This is a genomic window from Kribbella sindirgiensis, assembly GCF_004331435.1.
GTDB lineage: Bacteria > Actinomycetota > Actinomycetes > Propionibacteriales > Kribbellaceae > Kribbella > Kribbella sindirgiensis.
The window spans coordinates 441,284-455,762 of sequence record NZ_SJKA01000003.1 but is presented as its reverse complement, the minus strand read 5'-3'; the positions used below and the strand labels follow the sequence as shown (position 1 = coordinate 455,762).

16 protein-coding genes and 1 pseudogene are annotated in these 14,479 nt (G+C 68.5%); 12 read left to right on the top strand and 5 right to left on the bottom strand.

Annotated features, from left to right (window positions below):
• The first annotated feature begins 4 nt into the window (after positions 1-4).
• The 10 genes and pseudogenes from E0H50_RS10705 to E0H50_RS10660 all read left to right on the top strand — a co-directional run bounded on the left by E0H50_RS10705 (position 5) and on the right by E0H50_RS10660 (position 8,864).
• Positions 5-346 (top strand): YciI family protein, encoded by a 342-nt coding sequence (locus E0H50_RS10705; RefSeq protein ID WP_131286575.1) that lies wholly within the window; start codon positions 5-7, stop codon positions 344-346.
• Entirely contained in the window at positions 343-1,536 is a 1,194-nt protein-coding gene (locus E0H50_RS10700) for an RNA polymerase sigma factor (protein ID WP_165547055.1), read from the top strand. The genes E0H50_RS10705 and E0H50_RS10700 overlap by 4 nt, the downstream gene beginning before the upstream one ends.
• A 10-nt stretch (positions 1,537-1,546) precedes the next feature.
• Positions 1,547-2,314 carry a methylenetetrahydrofolate reductase gene (locus tag E0H50_RS10695; RefSeq protein WP_238150881.1) on the top strand — a complete coding sequence of 256 codons (768 nt, stop codon included), beginning with the start codon at positions 1,547-1,549 and terminating at the stop codon, positions 2,312-2,314.
• Positions 2,315-2,495: 181 nt separating this feature from the next.
• Positions 2,496-2,711: pseudogene (locus E0H50_RS43750) on the top strand (4Fe-4S binding protein); the annotation flags it as partial.
• Positions 2,712-2,839: 128 nt separating this feature from the next.
• The gene (locus E0H50_RS10685) at positions 2,840-3,352 is read left to right on the top strand and encodes an NADH-quinone oxidoreductase subunit J family protein (RefSeq protein ID WP_131286567.1); all 513 of its coding nucleotides are present in this window, start codon (positions 2,840-2,842) and stop codon (positions 3,350-3,352) included.
• A 2-nt stretch (positions 3,353-3,354) separates the two neighbouring features.
• Positions 3,355-3,672: an NADH-quinone oxidoreductase subunit NuoK gene (gene nuoK, locus E0H50_RS10680; RefSeq protein ID WP_131286565.1), complete on the top strand. Its 318-nt coding sequence runs from the start codon at positions 3,355-3,357 to the stop codon at positions 3,670-3,672.
• Positions 3,669-5,432 (top strand): NADH-quinone oxidoreductase subunit 5 family protein, encoded by a 1,764-nt coding sequence (locus tag E0H50_RS10675; protein WP_131286563.1) that lies wholly within the window; start codon positions 3,669-3,671, stop codon positions 5,430-5,432. The genes nuoK and E0H50_RS10675 overlap by 4 nt, the downstream gene beginning before the upstream one ends.
• Positions 5,429-6,931 (top strand): complex I subunit 4 family protein, encoded by a 1,503-nt coding sequence (locus tag E0H50_RS10670; protein ID WP_131286561.1) that lies wholly within the window; start codon positions 5,429-5,431, stop codon positions 6,929-6,931. The genes E0H50_RS10675 and E0H50_RS10670 overlap by 4 nt, the downstream gene beginning before the upstream one ends.
• On the top strand, positions 6,928-8,379 hold the full coding sequence (locus E0H50_RS10665; RefSeq protein ID WP_131286559.1) for an NADH-quinone oxidoreductase subunit N: 1,452 nt from the start codon (positions 6,928-6,930) through the stop codon (positions 8,377-8,379). The genes E0H50_RS10670 and E0H50_RS10665 overlap by 4 nt, the downstream gene beginning before the upstream one ends.
• Before the next feature lie 53 nt (positions 8,380-8,432).
• Entirely contained in the window at positions 8,433-8,864 is a 432-nt protein-coding gene (locus E0H50_RS10660; RefSeq protein ID WP_131286557.1) for a hypothetical protein, read from the top strand.
• Here the strand turns inward: E0H50_RS10660 and E0H50_RS10655 are convergent.
• Positions 8,851-9,699, bottom strand: coding sequence for an arylamine N-acetyltransferase family protein (locus E0H50_RS10655; RefSeq protein WP_131286555.1), 849 nt, complete (start codon positions 9,697-9,699; stop codon positions 8,851-8,853). The genes E0H50_RS10660 and E0H50_RS10655 overlap by 14 nt on opposite strands.
• 146 nt (positions 9,700-9,845) lie before the next feature.
• Between E0H50_RS10655 and E0H50_RS10650 the strand changes: the two genes are divergently transcribed.
• Positions 9,846-10,859 carry a lactonase family protein gene (locus tag E0H50_RS10650; protein WP_131286553.1) on the top strand — a complete coding sequence of 338 codons (1,014 nt, stop codon included), beginning with the start codon at positions 9,846-9,848 and terminating at the stop codon, positions 10,857-10,859.
• Here the strand turns inward: E0H50_RS10650 and E0H50_RS10645 are convergent.
• On the bottom strand, positions 10,856-11,152 hold the full coding sequence (locus E0H50_RS10645) for a hypothetical protein (RefSeq protein WP_131286551.1): 297 nt from the start codon (positions 11,150-11,152) through the stop codon (positions 10,856-10,858). The genes E0H50_RS10650 and E0H50_RS10645 overlap by 4 nt on opposite strands.
• Positions 11,149-12,015: a phytanoyl-CoA dioxygenase family protein gene (locus E0H50_RS10640; RefSeq protein WP_202868085.1), complete on the bottom strand. Its 867-nt coding sequence runs from the start codon at positions 12,013-12,015 to the stop codon at positions 11,149-11,151. The genes E0H50_RS10645 and E0H50_RS10640 overlap by 4 nt, the downstream gene beginning before the upstream one ends.
• Before the next feature lie 101 nt (positions 12,016-12,116).
• On the opposite strand from E0H50_RS10640, the gene E0H50_RS10635 reads away from it, so the two are divergent.
• Positions 12,117-12,932, top strand: coding sequence for an AraC family transcriptional regulator (locus E0H50_RS10635; RefSeq protein WP_131286549.1), 816 nt, complete (start codon positions 12,117-12,119; stop codon positions 12,930-12,932).
• On the opposite strand, the gene E0H50_RS10630 is transcribed toward E0H50_RS10635, so the two are convergent.
• Both E0H50_RS10630 and E0H50_RS10625 read right to left on the bottom strand, forming a co-directional pair.
• Complete coding sequence (locus E0H50_RS10630; protein ID WP_131287024.1) at positions 12,929-13,510, bottom strand: GNAT family N-acetyltransferase; 582 nt, start codon at positions 13,508-13,510, stop codon at positions 12,929-12,931. The two genes, E0H50_RS10635 and E0H50_RS10630, sit on opposite strands and share 4 nt — an antisense overlap.
• Positions 13,511-13,512: 2 nt before the next feature.
• Positions 13,513-14,454 carry a phosphotransferase enzyme family protein gene (locus E0H50_RS10625; protein WP_165547054.1) on the bottom strand — a complete coding sequence of 314 codons (942 nt, stop codon included), beginning with the start codon at positions 14,452-14,454 and terminating at the stop codon, positions 13,513-13,515.
• Positions 14,455-14,479 lie beyond the last annotated feature (25 nt).

The following is a 14,479-nucleotide window of genomic DNA, read 5'->3' as shown; positions in this document are numbered from 1 at the left end:
AACGATGAATCAATACGTGCTCAGCATCTACCAGCCCGACGGTCCGGTCCCCGAGCCGGAGATCCTGGATCCGATGATGCGTGAAGTCGAGGCTCTGACCGCCGAGATGAAGACGGACGGCGTCTGGGTGTTCGACGCCGGCATGCACCCGCCGGAGACCGCCACCGTGCTGAAGGCGCAGGGCGACGACGTCCTGGTGACCGACGGGCCGTTCACCGAAGGCAAGGAGCATCTCGGCGGATTCACCGTGATTCGGGTCGAGGATCTCGACGCCGCGCTGAGCTGGGGCCGCCGGCTCACCAAGATTCTCGGCCTGCCTGTCGAGGTCAGGCCCTCGCAGTCGTGACCTCTGACCTCGCCGCGATCTTCCGGGCCGAGCACGGGCGGGCGGTCGCTGTGCTGACCCGCGTGTTCGGTGACCTGGAGATCGCCGAGGACGCCGTCCAGGACGCGTTCACCGCGGCGGTGCAGAAATGGCCGGAGAGCGGCGTACCGCCGAGCCCGGCCGGATGGATCATCACGACCGCACGGAACCGTGCGATCGATCGCCTGCGCCGCGACAGCGCGCGGGCGGACAAGCATGCCCAGGCGGCGCTGCTGCACGTCGAGGCCGAGCCGGTGGAGGAGGGTGCCGTGCACGACGACCGTTTGCGGCTGATCTTCACCTGCTGCCACCCGGCGCTCGCGCTGAACGTTCGGGTCGCCCTCACGCTCCGCATGCTCGGCGGCCTCAGCACGGCCGAGATCGCCCGCGCGTTCCTGGTGCCCGAACCGACGATGGCGCAACGGCTGGTCCGCGCCAAGGCCAAGATTCGCACCGCGGGCATTCCGTACCGCGTCCCGTACGAGGCGGATCTGCCCGAGCGCGTTCGCGGCGTACTCGCCGTCGTCTACCTGATCTTCAACGAGGGGTACGCCGCCTCGTCCGGCGAGACCCTGGTGCGCGACGACCTCGCTGCCGAGGCCCTGAGGTTAGGGCGGCTGCTGGTCGAGTTGATGCCGGATGAGCCTGAAGCGGTCGGTCTGCTCGCGTTGATGCTCCTCCAGCACTCCCGGCGCCCGGCCCGGGTCGCGCCGGACGGCTCACTCGTCCGCCTCAGCGACCAGAACCGCGACCTGTGGGACCGCGCGCTCATCGACGAAGGCCACGCCCTCGTCCGCCGTTGCCTGCGCCGCAACCAGCCCGGCCCGTACCAGCTCCAGGCCGCCATCAACGCCGTCCACGCCGACGCCGCAACCCCCGACGCGACCGACTGGCGCCAGATCCTCCAGCTCTACGACCACCTCCTCGCCCTGGAACCCACGCCCGTCGTTGCCCTCAACCGAGCCGTCGCCGTCGCCGAGGTCGAAGGCCCCACCGCGGCACTCGCCCTCGTCGACGAGCTGCCGCTCGACACCTACTACCTCTTCCACGCCATCCGAGCCGACCTCTTGAGCCAACTCAACCGCACCTCCGAAGCCCAGGAGTCCTACCGCACCGCCCTCTCCCTCACCTCCAACGAGGCCGAACAGGCCTTCCTCCGAACACATCTGTAGGGTCCGGAGGGTGTTCGAGTTGATCTGTGAGGTGGAGCCGCCGACGCGGCCGGATCTGAAGAAGGTTCGGCATCAGATCGGGGTGATGAGTCCGATCGCGGACGGGTTCCTGATCCCGGACAACCACATCGGGCGGGCGACCGTTTCGAGTGTTGCGGTGGCCAACGAAGTGCAGTTGATGGGGGCGCGCGGAATCGCCTGCCTGAACTCGCGGGACCGGAATCTGCTCGGTTTCCGGCGCGACCTGCTGACCGCGGCGGCGTACGGCGTAGAACGTTTTCTGTTCGTGCACGGCGACGACCCGGCGGAGGGCGCCCGCACCAGTCAGCTGACGGTACGGCGGATGATCGAGCAGACCCGCGAGACGACGTACCCGGGGTGTGAGCCGTTCAAGGTCGGCGCGGCGACCCGGCTGACGAAGGTTCCGCGCTGGAAGGCCGAGGCCGACTTCCTGTACGTCCAGGTCAGCTACGACCTCGACGAGCTGCTCCGCTGGCGTGAGTCGGTCGACCTGGACATCCCGGTGTACGCCGGGGTGATGGTGCTCGCCTCCGCCCAGATGGCCCGCAATCTCGCCAAGCTGCCCCAGCTCCGGATCCCGGCCGATCTGATCGAGGCGGTGGAGCGCGACCGGGACGCCGGCGTCGACCACGCCTGCGAGCAGATCCTGAAGATCCGTGACTCCGGGGCCTTCGAGGGCGTTCACCTGATACCGGTCAGCCGGTACCGCCAGGTCGCGGCCCGCCTCGAACGCGACTTGCTCCAACGCGACTCGTGAGGCGGCAGATCGGCTAATGTCCTGCTAAGACGACGGGAGGTGGAGCGTGGGACTGCCTGGTAAGGGCCTGGTCGAGGGGTTGAAGGTCACCGCGAGGACCCTGGCCCGTCGTTCCGTCACCGAGCAGTACCCGGACGTCCAGCCGGAGCTGCCGCCGCGCAGCCGCGGCGTGATCGCGCTGATGGAGGAGAACTGCACCTCCTGCATGCTGTGCGCCCGCGAGTGCCCGAGCTGGTGCATCTACATCGACTCGCACACCGAGACCGCGCCGTCGGTCGGTGAGCAGGCCCGGGAGCGCAGCCGGAACGTGCTGGACCGGTTCGCGATCGACTTCAGCCTCTGCATGTACTGCGGGATCTGCATCGAGGCCTGCCCGTTCGACGCGCTGTTCTGGTCGCCGGAGTTCGAGTACGCCGAGACCGACATCCGGAACCTGACCCACGAGAAGGACCGGCTCCGCGACTGGATGTGGACGGTCCCGGCCCCGCAGCCGATCGACCCCGGCCCGTCGTCCGAGGATCAAGAGTGACCACAGCTCTGTTCTCCGTCGCCGGTGCGGTGGCGGTGCTGGCCGCGGTCGTCGTGGTGGTCTCCCGGCGGATCGTGCACGCCGCGCTCTGGCTGGTGCTCGCGCTCGGCGCGGTCGCCGGCTGCTTCGGGGCGTTACAGGCCGAGTTCGTCGCGCTGGTCCAGATCCTGGTGTACGTCGGCGCGATCGTCGTGCTCGTACTGTTCGCGCTGATGCTCACCAAGGCGCCGACGAATCCGCTGCCCGAGCTCACCACCAGGCGCAGCCCGTTCGCGGCCGTCGTCGCCGCGGTGCTGGCGCTGATCCTCGGCGCCGGCGTAGTGCTTGCCTTCGGCAACGAGAAGATCAAGCCGGTGACCGATGGCTCCGCGACGGCGATCGGTACCCAGGTCTTCAAGAACTGGGTGCTCCCGTTCGAGGTGCTCTCGGTCCTGCTGCTGGCGGCGCTGATCGGCGCGATCGTCCTGTCCCAGCGCAAGGACTCGGCCCAGCACGAGAAGGAGGACTGACGATGCCGTTGGTCCTCCCGCTGCTGCTGGCTGTCGTCCTGTTCTGCATCGGCGTGTACGGCGTGCTCGCGCGCCGGAACGTGATCACGATGCTGATGTCGTTCGAGCTGATGCTGAACGCCGTGAACCTGAACCTGGTCGCCTTCGACGCGTGGCGGGTCGACGAGGCCACCGGGCAGACGCTCGCGATCTTCGTGATCACGCTGGCCGCCGCCGAGATCGGACTCGGCCTGGCGATCGTCCTGCTGCTGTTCCGCGGTCACGGCCATGTCGACGCCGATGCGGCCCGCGACCTTCTCGAGCGCGAGGAGGCGTCGTGATCGCCACCGCCTGGCGGGTGGCCGGCGTCGGCTTCTCGCTGCTGATCCTCCTGTTCGCCGCGCTCCTGCTGGGCGCCGACCCGGACCAGTACGCGTTCCTGAACTCCCAGGTCGGCGACCTCACCATCGGTTTCGCGGTCCGCACCGACGACCTGACCGTGCTGCTGCTCGCGGTCGTCGGCGTGATCGCGACCTGCGTCCAGGTCTACTCGCTTGGGTACCTGCACCGGCGCGCCGCGTCGTACCACGCGCTCGTCACCCTGTTCACCGCGGCGATGGTGACCGTGGTGGTCTCGGACAGCCTGTTCTTCCTGCTGATCGGCTGGGAAGTGATGGGTGCCTGCTCGTACCTGCTGATCGGCCACTACTGGGAACGCCGCGACGCCCGTTCCGGTGCGGTGAAGGCGTTCCTGATGACCCGGCTCGCCGACGTCGGGTTCCTGTTCGGAATCTTCGTGCTCGGTCTCGGTGCGCACACTTTCCGGATTTCCGAACTCGATCCGGCCCGGATCTCGCCCGGCCTGCTGACGACCGGCACGCTGCTGCTCCTGGTCGGTGTCGTCGGGAAGTCGGCGCAGGTCCCGCTGCAGACCTGGCTCCCGGACGCGATGCCCGGCCCGAGCCCGGTCAGCGCCCTGATCCACGCCGCCACCATGGTTGCCGCCGGCGTGTTCCTGATCGCCCGCATGTACAACGTTTTCTCGGCGTCGGCGACGACGCTGACCGTGCTCGCGATCGTCGCCTGCGTGACGATGCTGTTCGCCGCGCTCTGCGCGTCCGCGGCGGTCGAGGTGAAGCGGGTGCTCGCCTGGTCGACGGTCAGCCAGCTCGCGATCATGTTCTCCGCGTTGTCCCTCGGTACGGCGGACGGCCGGCACGCGGCGCTCTTCCACCTCGTGACACATGCCGCGTTCAAGGGTCTGCTGTTCCTCTGCGCCGGCGTGCTCCTGCACCAGGTCGGCAGCGCCGCCCTCGTCGTCCTGCGGCGGTACACGCGCCGCGGAAAATTGCGGAAAACGCTGCAGGTCACGTTCCTGACGATGACGGTCGGCCTCGCGGCACTGGCCGGTGTCCCTGGGTTCGCCGGATTCTTCTCCAAGGACACGGTGATCGAAGCGGCCTGGGAGAAGGCTCACGACGGGTCGGCCGTCGGTTGGGCGGTGCTGGTCTCGGTCTGCCTGACGGCGGCGTTGACCGCGTTCTACTGCGTGCGGTTGTGGCTGTGGACCTTCTTCCGTACGCCGGCACTCGCCGGCGGCATCGGTGCGTTCGAGGACGGCGATGCGGCGGCCGATCTCGACGAGCCCGACAGCTCCAAGCTCCGCGACGCACCCTGGGTGATGCTGGCGCCGCTCGTCCTCCTCGCGATCGGCGCGATCGCGCTCGGGTACGCCGATGGTGTGCACCTCAACTGGGTGATCGGGCTGGTCTCGACCGCGCTCGTGGTCCTCGGCGCGCTGCCGGCGTACTCGCTGTGGCGGCGCGGGGCGGACCCGCGACCGTTCCTGCTGGAGCGTGAGTTCGGGGCCGACCCGGCGTACCACGGTTTGGTCGTCGTACCGGTGCGGTGGCTGGCGAAGCTGACCGTGGCGGGGGATCGCGATGTCGTCGGAGCCTATGTCCGCGCGGTCGGCCGGACCGGGACGCTGGCGTCGCAGGGGTTGCGGCGGCTGCAGACCGGGAACGTGCAGACCTATCTCACCGCGGCCGTCATCGGCGTCGTCGCGCTGGCCGTGCTCGCGGGGGTGATCGGCTCGTGAACGCGATCCTGCTCACGATACTCGTGCTGCCGTTGCTCGCCGCGGGCGCGCTCTGGTCGGTCCCGGCCGCGATCGGGGACCGGCTGGCGGCGGCGTACGGGTCGGTGATTTCCGGGCTCGTTCTGGTCGGGTCGGTGCTGCTCTGGCCGCAGCACGGCGGCTGGTTCGCGTACGGGCCGCACGACGCACCCGCGACCGAGATCGACGTGCCGTGGATCCCGTCGCTCGGCGTCCGGTTCCATGTCGGGGTCGACTCGATCTCGGTGCCGCTGATCGTGCTCACCGCGCTGCTGACGTTCCTGTGCTGCCTGTACTCGCTGAAGATCACGCCGAGGATCGGCCGGACCCGTTCCCTGATCGCGCTGCTGCTGGTCATCGAGACGGGTGTGATCGGGACGTTCTCGGCGCTCGACCTGGTGCTGTTCTTCGTCTGCTTCGAGATCGTGCTGATCCCGATGTGGCTGGTCATCGACATCTGGGGCGACCACCACGACGCGGCCGGGCGGAAACGCGCCGCGAACACTTTCGTACTCATGACCGTGTTCGGTTCCGCGTTGATGCTGCTCGGTTTTCTGCTGGTGCAGCGGGTGGCGGGAACGTTCGACATCGTCGAGCTGACCAGTTCACCGGTCGCCGGCGGACACGGGATCCCGTTGGCCGCCGCGCTGCTGATCGCGGTCGGGCTGGCGGTGAAGGTGCCGCTCTGGCCGCTGCACATCTGGTTGCCGGACGCCCACGCGAAGGCGCCGACCGTCGGCTCGGTGCTGCTGGCCGGCGTCCTGCTGAAACTCGGGACGTACGGCATGATCCGGATCCTCGTGCCGGTGCTGCCGGACGCCACCGCGACGATCGCGCCGTACCTCGGGGCGTTCTCGACGGTGGCGATCGTCGCCGGCTCGCTGGCCTGCCTGGCGCAGACCGACGTGAAGCGGCTGATCGCGTACTCGAGCGTCGGGCACATGGGCTTCATCGGCCTCGGGATCTCGACGTTGTCGCCGGCCGGTCTGCGCGGCGCGCTGTTCGCGAACATCGCGCACGGGCTCATCACCGGGCTGCTGTTCTTCCTGGCCGGTGCGATCAAGGACCGCCACGACACCAGTGACCTGCGGGCGATCGGGCGGGCGCTGTACGCCCGGCTGCCGCGGATCGCCGCGCTGCTGACGTTCGCCTGTCTCGCGTCGCTCGGGCTGCCGGGACTGGCCGGGTTCTGGGGCGAGATGCTGGTCCTGCTCGGTGCCTACGACCCGGCTCCGTGGTTGCCGCGGACAACGTTCCTGGTGTTCATGGTGATCGCCGGACTCGGAACGGTGCTCACTGCCGCGTATTTCCTGCGGCTGGTCCGCAACCTGTGTCAGGGCGATCCGGCCGAGCACCCGCCGGCCGCGTTCGCGGTCGATCTCAGCCGCATCGAGCTGATCACGTGGGCCCCGCTGATCACGCTGACCGTACTGCTCGGCGTCTGGCCCGGGCTCCTCCTGCACCAGTGGAGTGCCCTGTGACTCTCACCTGGACCGATTGGCAGGCGATCGCCGTACCGTTGGTGCTGGCGGTCGGCGCGGTTGCCGTACTGCTGGTCGACAGCTTCTGGAAGAGCGCCTCGGCCGAGCTCCGGCACACCGTGGTCACGTTGCTGACCAGCGTCGTGATCCTGTTCGGGCTCGTGTTCGTGTGGGCGCATCGTGACGACTTCATGCCGGCGTTCTGCCGGTCCGCGGTCGAAGGGCCGGCGCAGTGCAGCCTGGTCTTCGAACCGCTGACGGCCGGGCTGTGGGCGGTGCTGCTGATCGGCGGGCTCGGCGTCGTCGGACTGTCGGCGTACCGCTTGCTGGCGGCGGACGTACCGGTCGGGGAGTACCACTTCCTGCTGCTGAGCGCGCTGACCGGCGCGACCGTGCTGGCGGGCGCGCGGGATCTGGCGACGCTCGTGATCGCGCTCGAGGTCGTGTCGCTGCCGAGCTTCGCGATGGTCGCGCTGCGGCGGGATCGGCGCGGGTCCGAGGGCGCGATGAAGGCGTTCCTCGTGTCGGTGCTGTCGACGGCCGTGATGCTGTTCGGGATTTCCTACCTGTACGGCGTGACCGGGTCGCTGTACCTGTCCACGATCGCGAACCGGCTGACCGGGCTGGATCCCGATCTCGCGCGGGTCGCGTTCGCGGCCGGGCTGTTCGTGATCGTCGGCTTCGCGTTCAAGATCGCGGCGGTGCCGTTCCACGCGTGGCTGCCGGACACGTACGTCGGAGCGCCGATCGAGGTGACGACGTTCCTCGCGGTGGTGTCGAAGTCTGCCGGTGTGGCCGGGCTGCTCGTACTGGTGACGTCCGGGATCGCGCCGACCGGTTCGCAGCTGCGCACGGCGGTCGCGATCCTCGCAGCCGTGACGATGACGGTCGGAAACCTCGCCGCACTCCGTCAGGTCGAGGCTGTCCGGCTGCTCGCCTGGTCGTCGATCGGGCAGGTCGGCTTCCTGCTCGCGCCGCTGGCCGCCGCGGACGCGCAAGCGGTCGTCGGGTACCTGGCGGCGTACGTCGTGGTCACACTCGGCGCCTTCGGGGCGGTCGCCGTCGTCCAGCGTCATCGCCCCGGCGGCCTGCTGGCCGACTACCGCGGCATGGTCCGCTCCGAGCCCGGTCTGGCCGCGGCACTCATCTTCTTCCTGGTCGTCCTGGCCGGCCTTCCTCCGGGTCTCGCCGGTTTGTTCACCAAGTTCGCCGCCTTCCAGGCCGTCATCGACGCCCACCTCGGCTGGCTGGCGATCGTGATGGCCCTCAACGTCATGATCGGCCTCGCCGTCTACCTCCGCTGGATCGCGGAACTCTTCCGCCTCCCCGCCGACGACCCGTTCTCGGTAGACATCGAAACCCCCGCCGTCACCATGATCTCCCTCTGCACCGCAGTAGCCGCCGTACTCTCGATCCTCCCCAGCATCATGTTCGCCCTGGCAACCTGACATCTTCCGGCCATCGCAGGGCAGTCCAGGTGCGCCTCGATAGCGTGTGAAGGGTGATCGCACGAGGAGCTACCGGGCTGGTGCTGCTGTTGACGCTCGTCGCCTGTGGCGGATCGGACGAGAAACCTGGGGCGAGTACGCCGACCAGCGCGCCGATGCCGGCTGCGAAGGACGGGGAGAGCTACGCGGCCTGTGTTGACGGGGTCTGTGAGGTGTTGATTCGGCAGAAGGCGGCTCTGAACCTCGGTGGGGACAAGTTCACGGCGACAGTTGCGGACGGCACACTCAAGCTGACCGATGCCAAGGGGTACATCACCTTGAGCAAGAGCGGCGGAGGCGCGAGCCGCAGCGGTGGCGGTAGTGCCGGCGGCGCGGCCGGTGGGCTCGCTGGGGTCAGTTGGAGCGACCAGGGCGGCCCGCTGCACATCGCCACCCTCTCGTACGCCGAAGGTGACACCGTCATCGTGAACTTCACGACGAAGTAGCCCGCTGGAAGTCCTCGTACTGGGACCAGACGCGGCGCCACAGGGTGTCGCGGTCGGCTTGCGTGTAGTGCGGCAGGGGCAGGTGGAAGACGTCCGCGAGGGCGGCGAAGTAGTCCGCGGGGTTCTCGAGGAGCGTGTTGTCGACGCGGTCGGAAAACGTTTCGGTCAGGCCGACGGAACGCAGTACGACAACGCTTTCCGGCGTCCGGCGAAACGCGGACGCCAACCGTACGAACGGCGACGCAGGATCGGCGGAAAGCGCTGCATGTTGGGTGCCGAACGCGTCCAGGGTGACCGCGGCGGATTCGAAGTCCATCCCGATCAGGCTCGCGCGCGGATCGTGGTCGAGCCGCCAGCCGTCGGTCTTCTCCGACGGGCGAAGCCGCAACGTGAACGGGTACTGCTCCATCTCGCCGGTCTCCAGCGGCATCGGATACCGCAGCCCGTCGCCGAGCCCGGCGTCGACGAGCCACTGCCGCTCGGGGTCCTCGACCAGCCCGCTGACAGTCAGCACCAGATGGCTGCCGTCGATGTCCCCGGGACGGTTGACGGTCTGTACGCCGCCGCGGTGCATCTGCACGCGGTACCCGAGCTCGGTCAGCAGCAGCGCGAACGTCCCGTTCAGCTGGAAGCAGTACCCACCGGTCTCCCGTGCGACGATCCGCCTCGCCACGTCCTCGGGGTCCAGCGGACCACCCGGCGTGAGCTGATACTGCACGGTCTCGTACGGCACCTGGTCCACGTACGCGGCATGCAACTGCGACAACGCCTCCAGCCGCGGCGGACCGTCGTACCCGTCGATCCCGATCCGCTCCAGCAGCGCCTCCGTGTCCATGCACCTTAGGCTAGACGAGGTGATCAGGGCCCTCGACCGAGATCCAGCGCTCGGCGGCACTCGTCGCGGACCTCGGCTGGGGCTCGGCGCTCTACGGGCTGGACAGGCGCGTGCCCGTCGGCTCCTGACCTGGCAGGGTATGGGCCATGACTTCTGAGCGGATCTATGTCGGGAGCTATACCAGTCAGGCCGGCGGCGGGGATGGGATCGCGTTCGGTCCACTGGACGGGATCGAGACGGTGGCGACGATCGCCGACCCGTCGTTCCTGGTCATTTCCGCGGACGGGCGGTTCCTGTACGCCACCGACGAGGAGGACAACGGGAAGGTCGCCGCGTTCGCGATCCAGCCGGACGGCGGGCTCGAGTTCCTGAACAACCAGCCGACCGGCGGTGTGCACCCGTGCCACCTGGACATCGACCCGTCCGGCCGGTACCTGCTGTCGGCGAACTACACGTCGGGGTCCGTTGCCGTCCACGCCCTGAACGACGACGGTTCGGTGGGCGAGCGCGCGGACTTCGTGCAGCGCTCCGGGACCGGGCCGAACGCGGAGCGGCAGGAGGGCCCGCACGCGCACCAGATCGCGTTCGACCCGGCCGGTGCGTACGTCTTCGACATCGACCTCGGTTCCGACACGGTCTACTCGTCGACCCTGGGCGAGGACGGCGTGCTGCACGAGGTCGACCAGTTGCGCATCCACCCCGGCGCCGGTCCGCGGCACATGGTGTTCCACCCGACCGCGGACGCGGCGTACGTGATCAACGAGCTCGACTCGACGCTGACCGTCTGCAGCTACTCCGACGGGAAGCTGCAGGTCGTGCAGACCGCCTCGACCCGCCCGGCCGACTCGCCCGGCGAGAACTTCCCGGCCGAGCTGCTGATCTCCGCCGACGGTCGGTTCCTGTACGGATCGAACCGTGGCGACAACACCGTCGCGGTGTTCGCGATCGGCGCCGACGGGCAGTCGGTCGAGCTGGTGCAGACCATCTCCTCCGGCGGCGACTGGCCGCGACACCTTGCCTTCGGCAACGACGGGAAAACGCTGTACGCCGCGAACGAGCGCTCCGACCAGATCGCGACCTTCAGCATCGACAACGGCCAGCTGACAGCTCAGGGTGAGCCGGTCAGCTGGCCGAAGCCGGTGTGCATCCTGCCGATCTAGACGAGCTTCTCGAAGAAGAACTCGTGCTTGAGGAAGGACACGTCGTACTCGTGACCCGGGTACGGCGGGTTCAGCTGGGACGCCTGGAAGAGGCGCCACCCGTCCTTGAGCGCGTCCAGCCCGGTCTCGTACGGCGGTACGTCGCTGTCACCCGTCGTGGGGTGCGTCTGGCCCGTACCGTCGTACGTCGACCAGCCGATCACGCGCTGATCCAGCGCGGACGAGGCCAGGTAGAGCACCAGCACCTGCTGACGAAGGCCGGTCACCTGCGGGTTTTCTGCGGTGGCGGTCATACCATTTCCTTCTTTCCCTTGGCGTGCGGGTTGTTCGCGCGGTCGGCCACCACGCGCTGCGGACGGTTCGAGACCCGGGTGACCCAGTAGTTCGGGTCGTAGGTGTCGTCGCCGCTGATCGCGCGCCACAGCATGATGCGGTTGTACTTCTCCAGCCGCCCGGTCGCGTTCTCGTACCACGGGAACGACTGATCCAGCTCCGCCGCGACCTGCTCGTCGTACAGGTCGTCGGTGTTCCACAGCCGCACCTGGCGGACGGTCGGGTTGAACCGGATCTTGAACATGTAGCGGTCGAGGTCGCTGTCGTTCTTGCGGCCGCCGTGCCAGATGCCGTGGTGCAGGAACTGGACGGTGCCGGCCGGGCAGACCAGCCGGGTCTGACCGCGGAGGTTCTGGTAGCGGCCGGTGTCGGACTCGTTGGTCCGGCGCAGGTGGCTGCCAGGAACGCTGAGCGTGCCGCCCATCTCGAGCGTCACGTCCTGCGGGTAGTACATGAGCTGTACGTCGAAGGCGTCCGTGCGGACGTCGATGATCGCGTCACCGTGCAGGTTCTGCGCCTCGCCCTCGTGGGCCTTGCGGATGTGGACCGCGTGGTGATCGACGGTCGGTTCGGGGCCGACCAGGCTGTGGATCGCGCCGGCCACCTCGGGCAGCTGCACCAGCCGCTCGACGAACTCGCTGTCCACGAACGCCTCCGACAGCGGGGTGCCGTACGGAACGCCCGGAATGCCGCCTTTCAGGACCTCGATGGCCTGCTGGTTCATGTCGTCCGGTACGACGGCGTCCATCCGGAGCGCGCCGGTGGCCACGAAGTGCGCCATCTGTACCGAGGTGAGCAGGTGCTTGCGATGCGGATGGGGCATGAAGACTCCCATAGTGGGTAGTGGTTGCTACTCCACCAGGCTAGGGAGAGATAACGCTTCCCCGCGTTGGCTGTGTTCACCACTACTGGTAATTTCTCACCATGATCGAGTTGCACCTCGCGCAACCGCCGGAGGTGGTGAATGCCGGCGCCGGGATCCACGGCGTCCGCGGCCTGCGGGACAGGTTCCGGCTGCCGGATCTCTGGCAGCTGCACCTGTTCAACTACTCGGCCGAGCTGACGCTGCTCGGTACGACGTATTCCGTGGCGCCCGGCTACGTCTCGCTGACGCCGGCCGGGACCCAGGTGCAGTTCGACTACCGCGGACGTTCCGAGCACCTGTACGCGCATTTCCGGCCGGTCGTCGCGGGCGATCCGTCGTACGTTCCGGTCGTTCAGGACGCCGGTGCCGCCGCGCCGCTGCTGTCCGGTCTACTGCGGTCCGCGATCGAGTCGTCCCCGTCCGGTTCGGCCCGCACCACCGCCGAGGTCTGGACGGCGCTGTGGCGGATCGCCGAGCTCACCCCGGCGACCACCGAGGCCGGCCATCCAGCGGTTTCCGCCGCGATCTCGTACATCGAGGCCAACCTCGCCCAGCCGCTCGTTGTCCCCGAGCTGGCCCGCCTGGCCGGCGTCTCCCACAACCACCTGACCCGCCTGTTCCAGGAGGAGACCGGGACCACCGTCGTCGCGTACCTCCGCCGGCGCCGGATGGCCCGGGCCCGGCACCTGCTGATCTCGTCGACGCTGTCGATTCCCGCCATCGCGGCCTCGGTCGGGATCTCCGACCTACAGGCGTTCAACAAGACCTGCCGCCGGGAGCTCGGCGCGTCCCCCCGGTCGGTGCGCCAGGACGCCGGAGAAACCGTTTCCGGAACACGGAACATGCAACTGCGGAAAACGCTGCACCGCGGCTAGGTGTCAGCGCATGTACGAGTCGATTCCGGCGGCCACTCGTCGGCCAGGATCGCGTAGACGAACTGGTCGCTCCACTCGCCCTTGAAGATCTCGTCGTGCCGGAAATGGGCCTCGCGACGCAGGCCGAGCTTCTCCAGCACCCGGGCCGAGCCGACGTTGCGAGAGTCCAGTCGCCCGATGATCCGGTGCAGGCCGAGTCCAGCGAAACCGAGAGACAGCACCGCTTCGGCCGCCTCGGTCGCGAACCCGCTGCCGTGATGGTCCGGGTTGATCACGAAGCCGATCTCGCCCTGCTGATGCTCATCGCTCAGCCACTGCAGGTGGACCTCGCCGATCACCCGGCCGAGCTGCGGCCAGACCACCGCGAGCGAGATGGTCTGCCCGACGACGTCCAGCGTGGACTCACCGATCTTGCGCTTGAGGACCTCCTGCACCTGCTCCGGGCTTTCCGGCTCGGCGTACAGGTAGCGGGTCACGTCGTCGCGGGAGCGGATCGCGTACAGATCGTCGAAGTCCGAGAGTGTGAAGGGCCGCAACAGCAGGCGTGCGGTGCGGAGCGGATAGTCGGGCCGGAGCATCGTCACCGCATCTCTCGAGAAACCGCTAGCGCTGCTAGGCCTTCCGCGAGGATGCCTTTGGTCACCTGGAGGGCGTAGGGCTCGTCGGGGCCGGTGATGGCCTGATGGGACCAGCCGACGACGTCCTCGAAGGCCCTGACGTGGCGGTAGTAGTGGATGGCGTCCTCGTCGAGGGTGTGCGGTCCGTAGCCGGCGAGGAACACGTTCTGTTGGGCAGGCGTCGTGGGGCCGACATCACCCATTCCGCCGAGCATGAACATCAGGTCCTGCTCGCGGGGCGCGTAGATCACGTCGTCCCAGTCGATCAGGTGCAGCCCGTCGTCGACCAGGACGTTGCCGAGATGCGGGTCGCCATGGCAGACGACCCGCGGGCCGCTCGGCGCGGGCGGCCGGTTGGTGAGCAGGTCCGCGATCACGTGCTCGTACTGCTTCCACACCGCCGCGAGCTCCTCCTCGACCTTCCCTTCGGGGGCCTCGAGCCTCGTACGGACCTCCTCCGCGAGCGCCGGCGTACGCGCGTCGATGTGACTGTGCCTCGGTAATGCGCCCCGCAGCTTCACCGGGGGCTCAGCGTCGTGCACCCGCCGGAGCAGCACGCCGTACGCCGACCACTGCTCGTCCGTCAGCCCGGTCTCGGCCGCGCGCGGACCGTCGATCCACGGTGTGATCGTCAACCGCTTCTTCGCGTGCACACTCCACAGACCGCCCTCGGACGTCCGGATCAACTCAGGTACGCCGGGCAGGCCGCTGTCGGCGAGGAACGCCGCAACCTGATGGCCCGTGTTCGTTCCGGCGCCGCTCCACTTCACGGCGTACGTGTTGGTCGCCGTACTCGCCCGCCACACCTGCGCCGCGACGTCCGCGCCGTACACCACCGGTGTGAGCTCCACCACCTCGAGCCCGAAGTCAGCCAGCAACCACTTCCGCATCAACGTCTCGCCCACACCCGCCAGCATGCCCGGCAACCAG